The sequence below is a fragment of the Deltaproteobacteria bacterium HGW-Deltaproteobacteria-2 genome (assembly GCA_002840505.1).
Lineage (GTDB): Bacteria > Desulfobacterota > Syntrophia > Syntrophales > Smithellaceae > Smithella.
The window spans coordinates 80,275-98,570 of sequence record PHBC01000007.1; the positions used below are offsets into that span (position 1 = coordinate 80,275).

The following is an 18,296-nucleotide window of genomic DNA, read 5'->3' on the forward strand; positions in this document are numbered from 1 at the left end:
CGGCTTTTGTGGAGAAGAAATAAATTATGACCAATAAAAATAATAATCCTTCTATTGCCGTACTGGGAGCGGGAAATTGGGGAAAAAATTTAATCCGCAATTTTTTTGAATTAAACGCGCTGAAAGTTATCTGCGATAAAGATGACGTGTCACTAAAGCAAATGCGGAAACTTTACCCTTCCTGCGACTTTTCCACCTCGCTTGCGGATGTGCTTTCCCGTGATGACATCTCCGCTGTTGTTGTTGCTACACCGGCGGAAACTCATTTTCAACTGGCACAAAAGGTATTGCAATCCGGCAAGCACGTTTTTGTGGAAAAACCCCTTACTCTTTCGAGAAAAGACGCCACAGAACTGATTGCTCTGGCACAAAAGAAAAATATGGTTTTAATGGTCGGCCATCTTCTACAGTATCATCCGGCTTTCGTAAGATTGAAACAAATGGCGCAGGAAGGAAAACTGGGCCGGATTAATTACATATACTCGCACCGGCTGAATCTGGGAAAAATAAGAAGAGAGGAAAACATTTTATGGTCTTTCGCTCCGCATGATATTTCAATGATTATTGCTCTGGCGGGCGAAGAACCGGAAAGCGTCATTGCTACCGGTGGCAATTATCTGCATAAAAATATTGCCGATGTCACGACAACTCACCTGGAATTTTCCTCCGGCCTGAAAGCTCATGTATTTGTTTCCTGGCTGCATCCGTTTAAAGATCAAAAACTGGTTGTTGTCGGTGATCAAAAAATGGCTGTATTTGACGATACCCTTTCCTGGGAAGAAAAACTGCTTATCTATCCGCACCATGTGAACTGGGAAAATAACGTTCCCGTGCCAACTCGCGGAGTTCCGGAACGCATCTCTATTCCTTATGCCGAACCGCTGAAAGTAGAATGTGAACATTTTCTTGATTGCATTGAAAAAGGAAAACAGGCGTTGACTAATGGTGAAGAAGGATTACGCGTCCTCAAGGTTTTAAACGCTTCTGAACATTCATTGAATGAAAATGGATTAAGAATCAATTTAAAAAGTGATTCCGGTTTAAGCCCGCAGAATAAAGCAAACTACGATATCCACCCCACTTCACAAATTGATGATGGCGTCGAAGTTGGAACAGGCACAAAGATATGGCATTTTTCCCATATAATCGCGGGTTCTAAAATCGGTAAAAACTGTTCGATCGGCCAGAATGTTGTTATTGGTCCTGAAGTTAAAATTGGCAATGGCTGTAAAATACAAAACAACGTATCTGTTTATAAAGGTGTGACCCTTGAAGATTATGTTTTCTGCGGCCCCTCCGTCGTTTTTACGAATGTTATTAATCCCCGTTCTGAAATTAAAAGAATGTCGGAAATTAAACCGACATTAATAAAAAAAGGAGCTTCCCTTGGCGCTAATTGCACTATTGTCTGCGGTCACACCATCGGCAGTTACGCTTTTATCGCGGCGGGCGCGGTAGTTACCAGAGATGTCCCTGATTACGCTTTAATGATGGGCAACCCGTCACGGCAAAAAGGCTGGCTGTGTCAGTGCGGTAATAAACTAGACGGGAAATACAAATGTCCTCTATGCGGCCAAAAATATAAAATCAAATCAAAACAGGGGTTGCAAAAATTAAAATGAAAATGCTGCTGATTACAAGCAGTTTCCCTAATAATAACCTCATCAGCGGCGTATTCATTCCGGATACTATTAAAACTCTTAATACTTTGGGAGTACAAGTTCATGTTCTGACTCAAAATTGTGATGGCTCCGATTCCATTACCAAAACTTTATGGGATGGATGCTCCATAACATATTTCGGCTGGCATGGCGGAAGTACACCTCTCGTAGAATTAATGAAGAAACGGATTTCCGGAATACCTTTAGCATTTCAATATTTCATCAACGGATATTTATCAGGGAAGGCTATCTGTCGCCACTGGCATCCTGATATAATATTCGCCGAATGGCTTATTCCTTCCGGATTAATAGCTGCAATTATTTCCAAATCCACAAAAATACCGTATTGCTGCCGGGGTTTGGGTTCCGATGTTTATTTAGCATCTGAGAATTTACTGATCAGTCCTATTATTAAATACGTTGCCCGAAACAGCAAATATCTTTTTGCCGATGGTTTTGATCTTTGCCATAAAACATCAAAGCTTGCCAACGGTAAGGAATGTTATTTCGCAGCCACTGCCAGAAAATTAGAAAATAAAAAATCAGATTTTCGCCCTCTAGACGATACCGGCCTTTTTACTTTCTGCAGCTTAGGCCGGCTTCATAAAATTAAGGGATTTAATTTTTTAATTAAAGCATGTTCCCTTCTCCAGCAAAACAATATTAATTTCAGATGCTATATTGCAGGCGAAGGAGAAGAAAAAGAAAATTTAAAATTCTTAATTGACAGTTCTGACCTGAAGGGAAAAGTAATATTAACGGGGAAGCTGGAAGACGGTGATATCAGAGATCTCTTCCGTCATGTTGATTGTATCGTTATTCCATCTTTAAGCGAAAGTATCCCTCTGGTTTTATCGGAAGGAGTGAATGCACATAAACCTCTCATTGTAACAAGTGTCGGTGACATGGGTTATCTTGCCGAAAAATATAAATTAGGATATGCTGTTAATAAAGAAAATTATCATGAGCTTGCCGAAGCTCTAATAAAAATGAGCGACGTAAAAATACGGGCTTCGTTTTATGATAAGCGTAATTATGATGAACTAAGTTCAATCTTATCGCCTGATTCAGGGGCAAAAGCAATTTACGAAAAATTAAATGAGGGTTAAATGAGAAAACCTCGTCACACAGTATTATTTTTCATTCTGCTTGGTCTAACTGCCGTTATTATTTTCTGCACAGTTACGAACGGTCACAACTGGGGTGATGACTTCGCAGGGTATATCTTGCAAGCAAAAAGTATTACTCAATTGGATCCCCGTGGTTTCATAGATGCAAATAGTTTCACGGTAAAGAATTCATCTTATGCTTTTGGACCCATTGCCTACCCTTGGGGATTTCCAGCTTTGCTTGCACCATTCTATGCAGTTTTCGGCATGAATATTGTAGGCTTAAAATTATTAGGGGTGATTTCCTTTCTTATTTTTATCATTTTTATCTGGTTGGGATTCCGGAAATATCATTCACCGGTTTGGTTATTTTGTCTTGTTTGTCTTTTTGCCCTGAATCCAACTTTGCTTTCATTTACAGATCAAATCCTTTCAGACTTTCCATTTCTTCTGTTATCTACAGTTAGCGTCTTGCTGACGGGCAGATTGATCATCGAAAAACGTAATATTATCTCTCCGATCTGGGATTATATCCTCTTGGGAGCCATTATAGCCGGTGCTTTTTTTATCCGGACAAATGGATTTTTGCTTCTCATATCACTCGCAATAACTCAATTCATTGCTCTGATACTAAAATTAAAGCAAAGCGACAAACATCCTTCCAGGAGACAAGATTTTTTAAAATATTTATCGATAAATCTGATTCCCTATATTTCTTTCTTTTGCATTGTTCTAACATGGGAAGCGATTTTTCCTCAGGGAGGAACATCTCACTTATCCGCTCTCAATGCCGTTTCTTTGGAAGTTATCAGGAATAATTTGAACTACTATATTAATATGCCAGCTGAATTCTTTAAAGGAGTGCCTAACTATCATGTATTCTATTTTGCAAGTATTCCTGTTGCGATCGCGGGAGTCGTAAAAAGATACCGGTTAGACTATCACATTGTCATATATATAATACTGACCTTCACTCTTTACATATTTTGGCCGCTCCTACAGGGGATCAGGTTTTTATTTCCAATTCTTCCATTCTATTTTTCATTTGTAATCACAGGTTTGGAAATTTTTCAGGGCGGTCAAACGAACACAGAGCAAAAACTCCGGAGATGGATTTGCCTTGTCCCTGTTATTATTGTCTTTGCATACTTCGCCATAAACTCAACGGGCAACGCCTACGCAAATATGATGCGTCATCGTGAATCTTTCACCGGTCCTTATACCGCAAGCGCTCAAAGTATGTTTTCATTTATTAAATCAAACACAGAAAAAGAAACTACTATCGTCTTCTTTAAACCGCGACTTATGAGAATGATGACAGACCGTAAATCTATTATGTTGAGAAGAAAAGATGAGCTTTCACGCGGAGACTATTTGTGTTTGTATCTCTTGGCTCCGGCAAGAGACCAGGTGTCATTGGATACAATACAAAGTTTGTCAGATGAGAAAACCGCCTTTTTAATCTATGAAAACAGCGAATTTAAAATATATAAATTAACTTTTAACAAAATTCCCTTTATGAACCGGCAAGGAATGCATCAATAATGAAAGGATAAGAGGGTTTAATTATGAGTGCCAACAAAATTCTAGTCACCGGCGCCGGTGGTTTTATCGGCAGCCATCTGGCGGAAAGACTCACCGAACTCGGATACTCTGTTCGCGCTTTTGTGCGCTATAACTCCAACAACAATTGGGGATGGCTGAATAATTCTTCCTATCTTAAAGACATTGAAGTTTATTCCGGAGATATTCGTGATTATGACTCCGTCCGAAATGCGATGAAAGGCTGCCGGGAAGTTTATCATCTGGCGGCATTGATCGGAATCCCTTATTCATACGATTCCCCCCTTGCCTATATCAAGACCAATATTGAAGGAACATATAATATACTGGAAAATGCCCGTCTCGGAAATTTTAAAAATGTGGTTATTACCTCAACTTCTGAAACATACGGCACAGCCCAATTCGTACCCATTTCTGAAAATCATCCTCTTGTTGGTCAGTCGCCTTATTCGGCATCAAAAATTGCTGCCGATCAACTGGCCCTTAGTTATTGGCTTTCTTTTCAGCTTCCGGTAAAAATCGTCCGCCCTTTTAACACTTATGGCCCCCGTCAATCATCAAGAGCGATAATTCCTACTGTAATTAGTCAGATATTATCCGGCAAAAAAATATTAACCCTGGGTAATATTTACCCTACGCGTGATTTAACGTTTGTTAAAGACACTGTTGAAGGTTTTATTGCAATAGCCAAAGCCGGAAAACTCGCCGGATCAGTAACCAATGTTGGTAATGGTTTTGAGATATCTGTAAAAGATTTGGCAATAAAAATAGGTCTGCTTTTAAACACAAAAATTCGTTTTCAAACGGCATTGAAACGCCGGCGACCGGTTAATAGTGAAGTCGAACGACTCCTTTGTGATAATAATAGAATTATGACAATTACAAAATGGCGGCCTCAATATTCACTTGAACAAGGTCTTCAAGAGACTATTGACTGGATTAAAAATAACATTCATATTTATAAGCCGAATCTATATGTAAAATAGGTGATAATATGCAGGCTATAATTCTGGCAGGCGGAAAAGGTACAAGGTTGAAACCTTATACTACTGTTTTACCCAAGCCTCTCTTACCGATAGGAGATTTTCCTATTCTGGAAGTTGTCGTCAAACAACTTAAAAAAAACGGTTTTAAAAAAATCACCATGGCCGTTGGACATCAACATGATCTTTTTATCGCCTTTTTCGGGAAAGGTAATAAATGGGGAATTCCCATTGAATATTATGTTGAAAAGAAACCAATGGGTACTGCCGGAGCAATTTGTCATATTGATAATCTGGATAATAATTTTTTAATGATGAACGGAGACATACTGACTGATCTCAATTTTAAGGAACTCTTTACTATTCACAAGAAGAAGAAAGCTGATCTGACCATTGCGACTCACAAAAGGGTTCAGGATGTGAATTATGGAACATTGGAATACAACAAAGAAGGATTCTTGACCAAATTCACAGAAAAACCTTCAATTCCTTTCAGCGTCAGCATGGGGGTGTATGTTCTTTCCCGAAGTGTATTGCGTCTTATACCCCGAAAAGGCAGCTTTGATTTTCCCGATTTAGTACAAAAAATGTTAGTGGAGAAAATGAGTGTCTATTGTCATCCCTATGACGGATACTGGATGGATATCGGACGTCCCGAAGATTACGAACAGGCGATTGACGATTACGAAAAAATCAAGGACCGTTTATGAGTCATTCAAACCCGGCAATTCCTCTTTTCGATCTTAATTATGGCAGAGAAGAAAAAGAAGCTGTATTACGCGTCTTGCGCAGTAAATGGCTTACCATGGGTCCGGAAACGGAAGCGCTGGAAAACGAATTTGCCGGGTATTTTAAAGTAAAGCATGCCCTGGCCGTAAGCAGTTGCACTACCGCCTTACATTTGGCCAATTTAGCCGTCGGCGTAAAAAAGGGAACAAACGTAATCTGTCCTTCCTTCACTTTTGTCGCCACATCTAATTCAGTTCTTTATGCCGGTGGAATTCCTGTTTTCGCCGATATCGCTTCAACGGACGACTGGACAATTTCTCCTAATGAAATCAAAAAAAAGATAAATAAAAAGACCCGGGCAATAATCGTCATGCATTATGGCGGTTTTGCCTGCAAAATGGATGAAATTATTGAAATTGCGAAACACAATAAAATTCCGGTAATCGAAGACGCGGCGCACGCGCCGGGTTCATTTTATAAAGATAGATTGCTGGGATCAATAGGAGACATCTCCTGTTTTTCTTTTTTTTCCAATAAAAATATTTCGACAGGTGAAGGCGGCATGATTTGCACTGATAATGACGATTATGCAAATTATATAAAAAAAATCCGCTCTCATGGCATGACCAGCGCAACATTGGATCGGCATCACGGTCATGCCTATAGCTACGATGTTACTGACCTGGGTTATAATTACCGGATTGATGAAATTCACGCCGCTTTAGCCCGCTGTCAATTAAAAAAATTAAAAAAGGGAAATGAACGCCGCCGCCTGGCAGCAATTCGTTACAAAAATGCATTATCTAAAATTAACAAAATAACGATCCCCTTTGCTGATTATTCTTTTTCCGCTAATTATCATATCTTTCCTATACTTCTCAATAAAAGCATAAATCGGCACAGTTTGATGGTTTATCTTCGGAACAAAGGTATTCAGACCAGTATCCATTATCCGCCGGTGCACAAATTCAGTTACTATAAGACAGTCATGGGAGATCATATTTTGCGCAATACTGATTCTGTATCCCTCCATGAATTGACGTTACCCATGTATGCCGGCATTACCGATGCTCAAATAGATTACATTGTTGATGCTTTAATTAATTTTATCGAAGGAAAATAAATTACGGAGACATCGACAGAAATAATGCAGCCATCAGACCATGATGAATCATCTGAACTTACCAATATTGCTGAATGGGAAAAAAGAAGCAAATTATTCGGATCGAGTCCCCGAGGGGTTCTGTTCAAAAATTTGCCCGATATTTTTAACGCGTATCTGCATAACTGGCAATTAAAGAAAATCTTATCTGAAATTGAGCCTGATGCAGGGGGAATTAATATCATCGATATCGGCTGCGGTTACGGGAGAATATCCCGGCCGATTTTAGAAAAATTTCCCGAGGCTAAAATAACAGGGATCGATATCAGCAAAAATTATGTCGATCTCTTTAAGAAAAACACCGGTGCACAAGCGTTTGTCGGATCTGCAGAAGATTTCCGCCTGCAAACAGATTATTACGATTACATAATTTGTGTAACAGTTTTGATGTATATTAATAAAAACAACTTTGAAAATACCATAGCCAACTTTCTTACCCACTTGAAAAAAGGAGGGAAAATATTATTAATTGAGCCATTACAGTCCGGCATTTACTTCCAAACGTGTTTTGGTTTGTTAAATCTGTTAAGTAAATTTAAGAAAGCGGACACACCAAATACCGGTGGTCATAGTTTTCACTACAATTTTCTTCAATCACTTATCCGCAAATCCGGAGGGAAAATTATCAGAGAATATCGTCTTCCGGTTACCACATTATTTTTTCTGGCAATATACATTTTTATTAAAATTGTTCCTTCTGCAGGACGTTTCCTTTTCAGTTTAATTTCCAGACTTGATGAGTATCTTAAATCTGCAAGGCTTCCTTCAATATATATTTTTAATGTTGTCGAGAAACAATAATTATGGATTTTTTTTCTAAAAGCAATAATAAAATATACAGTAGGATTTTGTTTATCATTGTCCTTGCTTTTGTATTATTTTACATAATCCGGTCTTTTCAAGATTTATCGTCTTATATTCAACAAATAAATTACACAAGTTTATTCCTTAGCTTTTTTTTCACGCTAATAGCCTATCTTTTAAGTCTATTCATCTGGATCGACATTGCTGCCGCATTTGGATTGAAAGCAAGCTTCATATCTGCTGCCCGCGCCTGGTCTTTATCTCAATTAGGTAAATACATACCGGGAAGGGCCGGTCTAATTCTTGTCCGCCTCGACGCTTACGAAAACCAGCCCAAAAGAACTGTAGCGGTGGCAACAGTAGTGGAGTTCATTGCGGCTTTCATAGCATCTTGCCTGCTCGTACTCTTTTCCATGTTTTTCATGAAAAACATGATACCGGAATATCTAAGGATTACAGCCGCATTATTATCCCTGTTTTTGCTTGTGTTGCTTCATCCGAAATTACTCAAATATTTAACTAATATTTTACTGACTTTTTTCAAACGAGAGCCAATCGAAGATTTTCCTTCCTTCGGCTTGATTCTGAAATTTGTTTTCATAAATCTACTGATCGGAATTCCGTATGGCCTGGGTATGTTCTATTCCATGGATTGCTTCGCCGATCTCAGTTTCAGCTATTTAATACCGATGACCGGAATTTACTATGCGGCATCCCTTGCGGGACTTGCCGCGCTTTTTGCCCCGGCAGGTCTCGGCGTACGGGAAGGAATAATCTTTCTGATTCTTCCCGCATTTATTGCCAAAGGAATTGTCATCGCGGGAACGATTATGATCAGAATTGTTTCTATTGTCGTGGAAATATGTTTAGCATTGTTTTTTTATTTTTATTCTTATAAAAATAATACTTGATGGTGTTATATGCTTACTAAAGAAAATGAATTCGCGCTGCCCGGAAATTGGCAATTTCCCAACGGCAGAAAATATGCTTTTACTTTTATCTCGCTTTTCATCATTCTGCTGGCAATTTACTCCAACAGTTTTTACGGTGAATGGCATTTTGACGATTACTCCAATATTGTCGATAATCCGTACATTCAAATAGAATCATTTTCCTGGCCGGAAATAAAACATAGCATATACGGCCTTGAGCAAAAAAGACCGTCACGACCATTGTCTTATTTAAGTTTCGCTTCAAACTATTATTTCCATGGTAAGGATGTATTTGGTTATCATGTGGTAAATTTTATAATTCATTTCTTTGCATCCGTTTTCCTCTTTCTTTTTATTTACAACACGTTGAAGTTACCTCGACTAAAAAATCAATATGAAAGTATCGCCTATCCGGTAGCAATCATAGCAACGTTTTTCTGGGCTATTCATCCTGTCTGGGTCACGTCCGTCACTTATATTGTTCAGCGAATGGCATCTATGGCCGGACTTTTTTACATTGCATCCATGTATTTTTATTTAAAGGCACGGACTACCTCAAAATTAAAGTATTCACTTATACTGTTTACAATCAGCTTATTGTCCGGATTGGCTTCGTTGCTCACCAAAGAAAATGCAGTAATGCTACCTGTCAGCATTCTTCTCTTTGATTTATTTCTCATTGCAGGTATTAACAGACAAAATGTTATTAAATACGCAAAAATAGCGCTTCTGCCTTTTATTATTATTGTACTTGCCGGCATTATATACGTTGATTTCTCCAATCTTATAAATGACTACAAAATACGTGATTTCACCATGGTTGAAAGGCTTTTGACTCAACCTCGTGTCATCTTATTTTACCTTTCGCTGTTATTTTATCCTATTAGCTCACGTTTAACCTTTCTTTACGATGTAGAAGTTTCCCGCTCCCTGTTCCTGCCATGGGCTACAATTCCATCTATATTGTTAATATTATTTATAATTGTTTTTGCCATTTATATTGCCCGGAAGCGCCCTTTGATTTCCTTTTGCATTATTTTTTATTTTCTAAATCATTTGATAGAAGGTTCCATTTTTAATCTGGAATTGATTTACGAGCATCGCAACTATTTGCCGGCAATGCTTTTGTTTGTTCCTTTCGCAGAATTCATAATTTATGCAATTGATTACTTTTCTTATAAAAAAATTATCCAGTTTATCGTCGCTTTCGGCATAGTTATAATATTAGTCGGAGAAGGAGACATAACTTATAACCGTAATAATATAGTTTCCGATGATTTTCTGCTTTGGTTTGATAACGTTAACAAGTATCCAGCTCTAAGCAGACCTCACGCCAATATGGGAAGGATATATTTTATTTATAATAAAGAAGAAAAGTCGCTTCAGGAATATAAAAAAGCAATGGCTTTAAATAAATTTGGGAATAGTGAGATCCTGGCTCTTCAGCAATGGAATATCGGCCTGTTATATTTTCAAATGATGCAGGATGATCTGGCCATGGATTATTTCAGGAAATCTTCTGAAATACTTCCTGATTATTTTCAAAACACTGTACATATGGCAAAAATAAAACTGCGTCAAAATAAAATAAAGGAAGCAAAACAAATAGTCGAGGAGAAATTAAAAAAATACAGATCTGATCGTTATGTATTAGAACTATACAGCCTTGTCTTGCTGAAAGATGGCCAAATTAACGGCGCCCAATATTTTGCGAGAAAACTTTTAAAGAAGGATGCAGATTCATTGCCCGCGCTTATGACCATGGCTGAGAGTTGCCGCATAAAGAAGAACTACTCCGTTGCCATCTTGTACTGGAAAACTGTCCGATCGCATTCTCCGCAAAATCCTTTTGCTAATCTGGCGCTTATTGAACTCTACGCAAACACTAAAGACAAAAAAATGCTGGCTCAGGAAATTCAGCTCTTATTTTGCTTGAAGGGTTCCCTAAAATTAAATGAATATATTCAACAACTAAATAAAGATAAGAATTTAAATATATACGTTCCCGACTTTAAAAATTATTCATTTATCAACTGTTCTTATTTCAATTAAAAACAAAAAAAAGCGTGATCACATCACGCTATTTTCAAATAAACTTGTTCTTTTCGCTTATTGCATACCCGGATAATACCAGGTTCCCGTTTGGGCAGTAGTTAACGATACGCCTTTTACGGAATTTACAGTAATCGTGATACCTGAAGTAGCCACTGCTGTTGTTACATTATAATCAACACCGATATTGGGGCTATTACCTGCAGAAGCCTGAACAGCACTAATTGTAGTTGTTCCGTTGTTGGCCAGCATTTGTGATGCATAATAATTAGTGCATTGAGCTTTTACTTCTGCAATTGCTGTTTGTGCGGCATTAATTCTTGATTGCTCAATCATAGTTATGTATCTCGGAATGGCAACCGCGGCTATAATTCCCAAAATTGCTAACACCGCAATGATTTCAATCAAGGTAAAACCTTCTTCTTTTTTTAACACTCCTCCATTGCCCCCTGACTCTAAAATCCACTTTTAAATACAATTGACTTAATTTATCACGACTAAATATGATTTAAAATTTAAATTATATGGAAATTTCATTATCAGACAATGTTTTCATTTTAATTTAAAAAAAATAGCGTGATTACATCACGCTATTTTTAAAAAAACTTGTTTTTTTAGCTTACTGCATACCCGGATAATACCATGTTCCGGTTTGGGCAGTAGTTAACGATACGCCTTTTACAGAGTTTACAGTGATAGTAATACCTGAAGTAGCCACTGCCGTTGTTACACTATAATCAACACCAAGATTTGGGCTAGCACCTACAGAACCTTGAACAGCAGCAATCGTAGTTGTTCCGTTTCCGGACAACATTTGTGACGCATAATAATTGCTGGCCTGCGCTTTTACTTCTGCAATTGCCGACTGAGCGGCACTAATTCTGGACTGATCCATCATGCTTATATATCGTGGAACAGCAACCGCAGCTAAAATTCCCAAAATAACCAGCACCGCAATGATTTCAATCAATGTAAAACCTTTTTCATTTCTTAACATTTTCCATCCCTCCTTATTTTTTTAAAAAATCTTACTTTCTATTATTAACTGTTTTTTTGCATAAATTCACTTTTATAGAAAGCAAAAGGCATGCCATCTCCGACATAATATAAAAAGTTTCTTTATCTCAACTAAGATAAATTCTAACTTACTTAATTACTTCAATTTTCAAATGTTGTCAACTTTAATAGTTACATTGACATCAATTCCTTAATAATACTTATGTGCAAAAAATGATGCTTTATCTACAATTATTGTAGACTCTTTAAACTATTCATATCTATTTGTAGTTTTTTTATTCTATGCCAGAGGCTCCTTTGATTTATTCCTAAAATATCTGCCGCTCTTACTTGAATGCCTCCTGTCTTCTTCAAAGCATCAATAATAATTTCTTTCTCAATTAATTCAAGCTTGGCATCAAGCGGCATATTATCGCTCATTGTTTTACTTAATGAATTTTGCTTTTTAAATAAATCATCAGGTAAATGATGTAGCTCAATAACACCATTTTCACTCAATATAGAAGCTTGCTCCAAGACATTCCTTAATTCTCTGATATTTCCCGGCCAGGAATAACCGATTAATTCCTGCAATGCGGACGTGGATATTTTCACTGTCTGGGGTAAAGATTCCAGGAAATAATTTGCTATCGGGATAATATCTTCTTTTCTATCTCTAAGTGCTGGAAGTGAAACGGGAAAAACATTTAAACGAAAATAAAGGTCTTCTCTAAAGCTACCCTCTTTGATCATTTCAAGTAAATTTTTATTCGTAGCTGCAATAAAACGGATATCCACGCGGATCTGCCTGGTACCACCTACTCTTTCAAATTCTTTTTCCTGTAAAACACGCAATAATTTCGCCTGGGTAGCTAAAGGCATATCCCCTATTTCATCAAGAAAAATCGTACCTTTGTCGGCAATTTCAAATTTTCCTTTCTTTTGTTCAGTTGCGCCGGTAAATGAACCTTTCTCGTGACCAAAAAGTTCGCTTTCCAGCAAACCTTCCGGAATGGCCACACAATTAATCTTTACAAAAGGTTTATTTTTCCTTGTGCTGTGTTCATAAACACTGGAAGCAATCAATTCTTTACCGGTACCGCTTTCGCCGGAAATAAGAACTGTAGAATCTGTGGAAGCAACTTTGAGAATTCGTGCAAGTATATTACGCATAGATATGCTGGTACAAATAATGCTGGGAAATAATTCTTTTGCTTCAACATTGCTTAGAATATCGGCTACGCTGTCAAATAGTTCAGAAACCCGGTTAAAATCACGAGTTATATCTTCTTTTTCTTCCGATTTCACAGCCGGAGCAATAATAGGCATCTTTTGCGTTTTATTGATAAATCGTGAGAGAGGTTCGAAAAAAAAACGCAGCATAACGACACTTATTGAAAAAGTAAATAAAGCCATAACCAATATTAAATAGATAAAATGGATGGGAAATAGCTGGTTGAATTCTTCGCGTTGTTTAAATAATTGATACGTTAAAATAGCACTAATCAATGATATTCCGGTAAAAATAACCGGAATCAATATATACAAACTTATGTAAATATTTTTTTTCTTCATTTTTAATACTGAATTCTTAAAGGCTGATTTTACCTTTTATAGTTGTTTTAGCTTAAACTCTGACGTCAGTCATGGTATCAGGGGGGTATAAATAATTCATAAATAATTTGCCTTGTTCCACTTTTTTCTAATTAGTGTTGTTTTGCAAGTTTTGTAAGATCCCACATCGGTAGAAATATAGCTATAGCAAAGAAACCGACAATCGCGGCCAGACCAACTATCAGAATTGGACCAATTGCATCGGAAAGACCTTTAATCGCATACTCAACTTCGTCATCATAATGTTTGGCAATCTCACGCAACATTTCATCGATATTTCCAGACTCTTCACCAATCGCGATCATATCGATAACCATCGGGGTAAAATATTTTGCCGATTTTAGTGGCGTAGAAATTCCGGCTCCTTCTTTAATTCGCTCACGTACATGCTCAAAAGATCGCGTAAGAGCTTCATTGCCCATTGTTGCAGAGAGAATAGTCAATGATTGCATAATGGGAACTCCACTACTTTGCAAAATAGCAAAAATACTGGCAAAACGTGACAATGCCGCTTTTTTGAATAATTGCCCCACTATAGGAAGTTCTAACAAGAAAGTATCCCTTACAAATTTACCATTTTTCGTTTTAAAATAATAAGCTAAGCCAAAGACAATTATTGCTATTACAGTAAGAACTACATACCAGTATTTTGCCAGGAAAGTGTATAAAAGCATGGCAATTCTTGTCGGTAACGGCAAGACCAGCCCAGCAGTTTTAAAAACAGAAACAAATTGAGGTATTACAAAAGTTAAAAGAACAATAAAAGCAACGCTCAAAGCTATAACAATGATCATTGGATATCTTACCGCCGACTTAATATCCGATTTTACTTTTTCTTCATGTTCAATAATGTATATCAAACGATCCAAAACAACGGGGACATTTCCACTCATTTCACCCGCCTTGATCATGTTACAATACAGGTTTGAAAATATCTTCGGAAACTTTTCCAATGACTCAGAAAAAGATAAGCCTTGTTTGATATCCTGGATGATTGACAATATTGCTTTTTTTAAACCATGACTTTCTGTCTGGTTAGCCAGAATATCCAGAAGCCTTAACATCGGCACACCGGCAACCAGCATAGAACGTAATTGTTTCGTAAAAATGATTAAATCCACCATTTTGACTTTGTCTGAACTTAAAAGAGACCGTAACCAATTTTCATCTCCTGTTTTACTCTGTTCTTTTATTTTTGATGGTATAAGATTGCGCGCCATCAATATGGAGTTTGCTACTTCAACGGATTCAACGTCTAAACTACCGGATACCGTATCTCCACTTTCATTAATTGCTTGATAAATATAGTTGGGCATTTCTTTATCCTTGATTTAGTCTAAGACATGACGGCAGAGGCCGCTTCCTCCAGGGTTGTAATTCCCTGCATTACTTTTTGGGCAGAATCATCTCTCAGAGTTTTCAACTTTCCGGCAGCTACTGCCGCGCGTGAAATTTCCTGGCTTGGCCTTTGCTTAATAATCATGTCTTGAATCATTTCGTCATTGACTAAAACTTCAAAAACACCGGTTCTTCCCTTGTATCCGGTGTTTCTGCAATTGTTACAACCTCTGCCGCGTTGAAAATTAGCGTTTGCCGCTTGTTCCGGCGTTATTCCGAAAGCTGCAAGAGCGCTTGCCGGAGGATTATAACTCTCTTTGCAATAGGGGCAAATTGTACGTACCAATCGTTGAGCAAAAGAAACAATCAAAACAGAGGACACCAGGAAAGGTTCGATACCCATATCAATAAATCGTGTTATGACTCCTGCTGCATCATTAGTATGAACAGTGCTTAAAACTCTATGTCCGGTCTGCGCAGCCTGCACGGCTACGGCAGCGGTTTCCGCATCTCTAATTTCACCAACCATAATTACATCCGGGTCCTGACGAAGGATTGAACGCAAACCACCGGCAAATGTCATCCCTGCTTTACGGTTTAACTGCACCTGTCGTATATCATTGATTCTGTATTCCACCGGATCTTCCAGAGTGATTATATTGATATCCGGTTTATTTATTGAACTCAAAATTGCATAAAGACTTGTGCTTTTGCCACTTCCCGTTGGTCCGGTACTTAAAATCATTCCATATGGTTTATTGGCCATGACTTCTATTTTTGCCTTATCTTCGTCAGTCATGCCCAGACGATCAAGCGTATAAAAACCAGCGCCCATATCCAGCAGACGCATGACAATATTTTCCCCGTAAATTGTAGGGATTGAGGAAACTCTAACATTGATTTCTTTTTTTTCTATTTTAAGGGTGAACCGGCCGTCTTGAGGGACTCTGGAAATAGTAATATCCATATTAGCTATAATCTTCACGCGGGCAATGATGGACAAAAATATAGATTTGGGAGGTGACGGCATTTCAATCAGTTTACCATCAATACGATAACGCAACTGTACAGTATTTTGTTGTGGACTGATATGGATATCACTGGCATTATCACGGATAGCCTGAGCAAAAATAGAATTTGTCAAACGTATGACCAGCGCTTCTCCAGCCATATCCTGCAGTGATGCGATTTGAATTTCTTCTTTGTTTTCCGGAGGCTCTTCTTCTTCATCCCTGGAGTCTATTTCCATGGTTCCCATAATATTACCCAAATCGGATTGCATACCGTACATACTGTTTATAAGTTGATTTATTTCAACTTCTGTACAAATTACCGGTTCAACTTCCAGGTTGGTTAATTTTTCAAGAGAATCCAGGATTTGTATATCAAGCGGATCAACAATTGCAATTGTCAAAAGTTTTCCTTTTAATTTTAAAGGAACTACTTGATTTTTTTGCGCAATCTCAATCGGTATATAACGAATCAACTCCAGATCCAATGGAAAATCGTTGAGCTGATACTTCCTTATATTGAGCTGATCGCTTATTAAATCTATTATTTGCTTTTCCTGAACGAGTCCCTGCCGGATTAGATACTGACCCAGCTTCAAATCTGTCTTCTTTTTATTTTCTAGTGCCTGTTCGAGCTTTTCTTCGGTCAAAAGCCCACTTTTTACAAGTATTTCACCCAAACGCTTCTTATTTTTCATTTATCCTCCGGACGGCTATTATCTCAACGCTGCAATTTACGGCGATTGAAAAAAACCGTATCTGCCTCCCATTGAGATAATATTTTTGCTTTGGCGGCAACCGCAGATGGTAATTTGCCAGATGCTTCTTCTGCGGCGCGAATATTTTTAAAACATTTATCAATGACAATCAAAAAATTAATGCCTTCTTTTTTATTCCAGAAGGGGAAGAAAACCAGCGGAGGCATATTTCGTTGAGCAGGATTTCCCCAAAAACTATTATACACTATTTCCAGATCTTTTCCACTTTCCACAACAACAATTATATCACCTTTATTTATTGGGTTTATATCTGCGGGAATAGACGGAAGATATATTTTATTTCCTTCCGCGATTCTATTTTTATTCTTAATATGAGGATTAGCCATAATCACTGTTTTAGTGATTTTCGGATTAATCTCACCATAAATATTATTCAGAGTCCACCAAAGAGTTCTTCTTTTTGTCATTGTTAAAATTCCAAGATGCCCGGGAATTTTTACATTCTGCGTTTTTTTCTGAATAATTTTTGCACCAGGCACATTAGGAAGTGAAGCGGTTTGTTTAACTTCCGGAACAATAGGAAGAACCGGAGCTATGGACAATTGTTTATGTGCGTCTGCATCCTGACGTTGCAACATAATCGCTCCTATCGAAAGACCCACTGCAATCAAAATAAAGACGCTACCCAGTGCCCACTTTAACTTCTTGAACAACGGTGTTTCCATATCATTTATGCAGCTTCTGACAAAAAACCAGCCGGCCTTGTTCTTACCGCGAATGATCATTGTAAGAACTACCTGATGACAGAGAATAACAACTTTACGCGGATAACCGCCGGTAGCCAGATAAATCGCCGCAAGCCCCGATAAGCTGAATAAAGAAGGTGCAATTTCATAGTCCCTGGCGACCCTGAGACGATAATTGATCATGGCTTGCATTTGTTTGAAACTCAAAGGTTGAAGACAAAAGAGAAGATTAACCCTGTCAAAAAGGTTGGGGCGCCTTTTAAGGATTGCCTGGAATTCTTTTTGAGCAAAGATTATTATTTGCAGCAGCTTAAAATTGTTTGTTTCATAATTAAGAAACTCGCGCAAAATTTCCAGGCAATTCTCAGGAATTTTTTGGCCTTCATCAATGATCAAAACAACTATTCTTTTTTCATCCACACCTTTGTCAAAAAGGTAATTTTTGATTTTCTCTTTTAAATGCCATTCACTTTCACAATTATTTAAATCTTTAATTCCCAGCATCAAGGCAACTGTTTGCAGAAATTCAACAACGCCGTTAAATGCCGGATCAAGCATAAGGTGAGTTTCAATTTCAGCGGAATCTGCCGGAATAGAAGAAAAATTCTGGATAAGTTTACGACATAAAGTAGTTTTGCCGGTACCAATGTCTCCTATTACCACATTAATTCCACGACGCAGACGAACAGCTAACTCCAGCTTTTGTAGGCAACTTGTCTGCTGTGGCAATTGAAAAAGAAATTCCGGTTCCGGTGAGTTGGAAAATGGCTCCTTTTTAAAATTGAGAATATTGTAATAATTCATTTTTAGATGCCATCTTGCTTTTTAACAACGCTACTGCTTATATTCCAACCCCGTTATATTTTTAGATGTATTTA

Annotated in this window: 15 protein-coding genes; 9 read left to right on the top strand and 6 right to left on the bottom strand. The window is 37.8% G+C overall.

Annotation, left to right across the window (positions count from 1 at the left end; all coding sequences use genetic code 11):
* Positions 1 to 26 precede the first annotated feature (26 nt).
* From CVU62_13630 to CVU62_13670, 9 genes are read left to right on the top strand one after another with little or no spacing between them, the layout of a single operon-like run.
* Positions 27 to 1,622: an oxidoreductase gene (locus tag CVU62_13630; protein ID PKN36766.1), complete on the top strand. Its 1,596-nt coding sequence runs from the start codon at positions 27 to 29 to the stop codon at positions 1,620 to 1,622.
* Complete coding sequence (locus tag CVU62_13635) at positions 1,619 to 2,770, top strand: hypothetical protein (protein PKN36767.1); 1,152 nt, start codon at positions 1,619 to 1,621, stop codon at positions 2,768 to 2,770. Before CVU62_13630 ends, CVU62_13635 begins: the two co-directional genes overlap by 4 nt.
* Positions 2,771 to 4,315: a hypothetical protein gene (locus CVU62_13640; GenBank protein ID PKN36768.1), complete on the top strand. Its 1,545-nt coding sequence runs from the start codon at positions 2,771 to 2,773 to the stop codon at positions 4,313 to 4,315.
* Between the two features lie 23 nt (positions 4,316 to 4,338).
* Positions 4,339 to 5,319: an NAD-dependent dehydratase gene (locus CVU62_13645; GenBank protein PKN36769.1), complete on the top strand. Its 981-nt coding sequence runs from the start codon at positions 4,339 to 4,341 to the stop codon at positions 5,317 to 5,319.
* 8 nt (positions 5,320 to 5,327) lie between these two features.
* Positions 5,328 to 6,026 carry a nucleoside-diphosphate-sugar pyrophosphorylase gene (locus CVU62_13650; protein PKN36770.1) on the top strand — a complete coding sequence of 233 codons (699 nt, stop codon included), beginning with the start codon at positions 5,328 to 5,330 and terminating at the stop codon, positions 6,024 to 6,026.
* Positions 6,023 to 7,168 carry a DegT/DnrJ/EryC1/StrS aminotransferase gene (locus CVU62_13655; protein PKN36771.1) on the top strand — a complete coding sequence of 382 codons (1,146 nt, stop codon included), beginning with the start codon at positions 6,023 to 6,025 and terminating at the stop codon, positions 7,166 to 7,168. Before CVU62_13650 ends, CVU62_13655 begins: the two co-directional genes overlap by 4 nt.
* A 24-nt stretch (positions 7,169 to 7,192) precedes the next feature.
* Complete coding sequence (locus CVU62_13660; GenBank protein PKN36772.1) at positions 7,193 to 8,008, top strand: hypothetical protein; 816 nt, start codon at positions 7,193 to 7,195, stop codon at positions 8,006 to 8,008.
* A 2-nt stretch (positions 8,009 to 8,010) separates the two neighbouring features.
* On the top strand, positions 8,011 to 8,922 hold the full coding sequence (locus CVU62_13665; GenBank protein PKN36773.1) for a hypothetical protein: 912 nt from the start codon (positions 8,011 to 8,013) through the stop codon (positions 8,920 to 8,922).
* 9 nt (positions 8,923 to 8,931) lie between these two features.
* Complete coding sequence (locus CVU62_13670; protein ID PKN36774.1) at positions 8,932 to 10,995, top strand: hypothetical protein; 2,064 nt, start codon at positions 8,932 to 8,934, stop codon at positions 10,993 to 10,995.
* A gap of 57 nt (positions 10,996 to 11,052) precedes the next feature.
* Here CVU62_13670 and CVU62_13675 read toward each other — a convergent pair whose 3' ends face one another.
* The 6 genes from CVU62_13675 to CVU62_13700 form a co-directional block, all read right to left on the bottom strand.
* Complete coding sequence (locus CVU62_13675; GenBank protein ID PKN36775.1) at positions 11,053 to 11,430, bottom strand: prepilin-type cleavage/methylation domain-containing protein; 378 nt, start codon at positions 11,428 to 11,430, stop codon at positions 11,053 to 11,055.
* Between the two features lie 184 nt (positions 11,431 to 11,614).
* Positions 11,615 to 11,992, bottom strand: a complete 378-nt coding sequence (locus tag CVU62_13680) for a prepilin-type cleavage/methylation domain-containing protein (protein PKN36776.1) — start codon at positions 11,990 to 11,992, stop codon at positions 11,615 to 11,617.
* A 251-nt stretch (positions 11,993 to 12,243) separates the two neighbouring features.
* The gene (locus tag CVU62_13685; protein PKN36777.1) at positions 12,244 to 13,566 is read right to left on the bottom strand and encodes a sigma-54-dependent Fis family transcriptional regulator; all 1,323 of its coding nucleotides are present in this window, start codon (positions 13,564 to 13,566) and stop codon (positions 12,244 to 12,246) included.
* 131 nt (positions 13,567 to 13,697) lie between these two features.
* A complete protein-coding gene (locus CVU62_13690) occupies positions 13,698 to 14,921 on the bottom strand; it encodes a type II secretion system F family protein (GenBank protein ID PKN36778.1) in 1,224 nt (407 codons plus the stop codon).
* A gap of 20 nt (positions 14,922 to 14,941) precedes the next feature.
* Positions 14,942 to 16,651, bottom strand: coding sequence for a general secretion pathway protein GspE (locus tag CVU62_13695; GenBank protein ID PKN36779.1), 1,710 nt, complete (start codon positions 16,649 to 16,651; stop codon positions 14,942 to 14,944).
* A gap of 23 nt (positions 16,652 to 16,674) precedes the next feature.
* Entirely contained in the window at positions 16,675 to 18,222 is a 1,548-nt protein-coding gene (locus CVU62_13700) for a hypothetical protein (GenBank protein PKN36780.1), read from the bottom strand.
* Positions 18,223 to 18,296 lie beyond the last annotated feature (74 nt).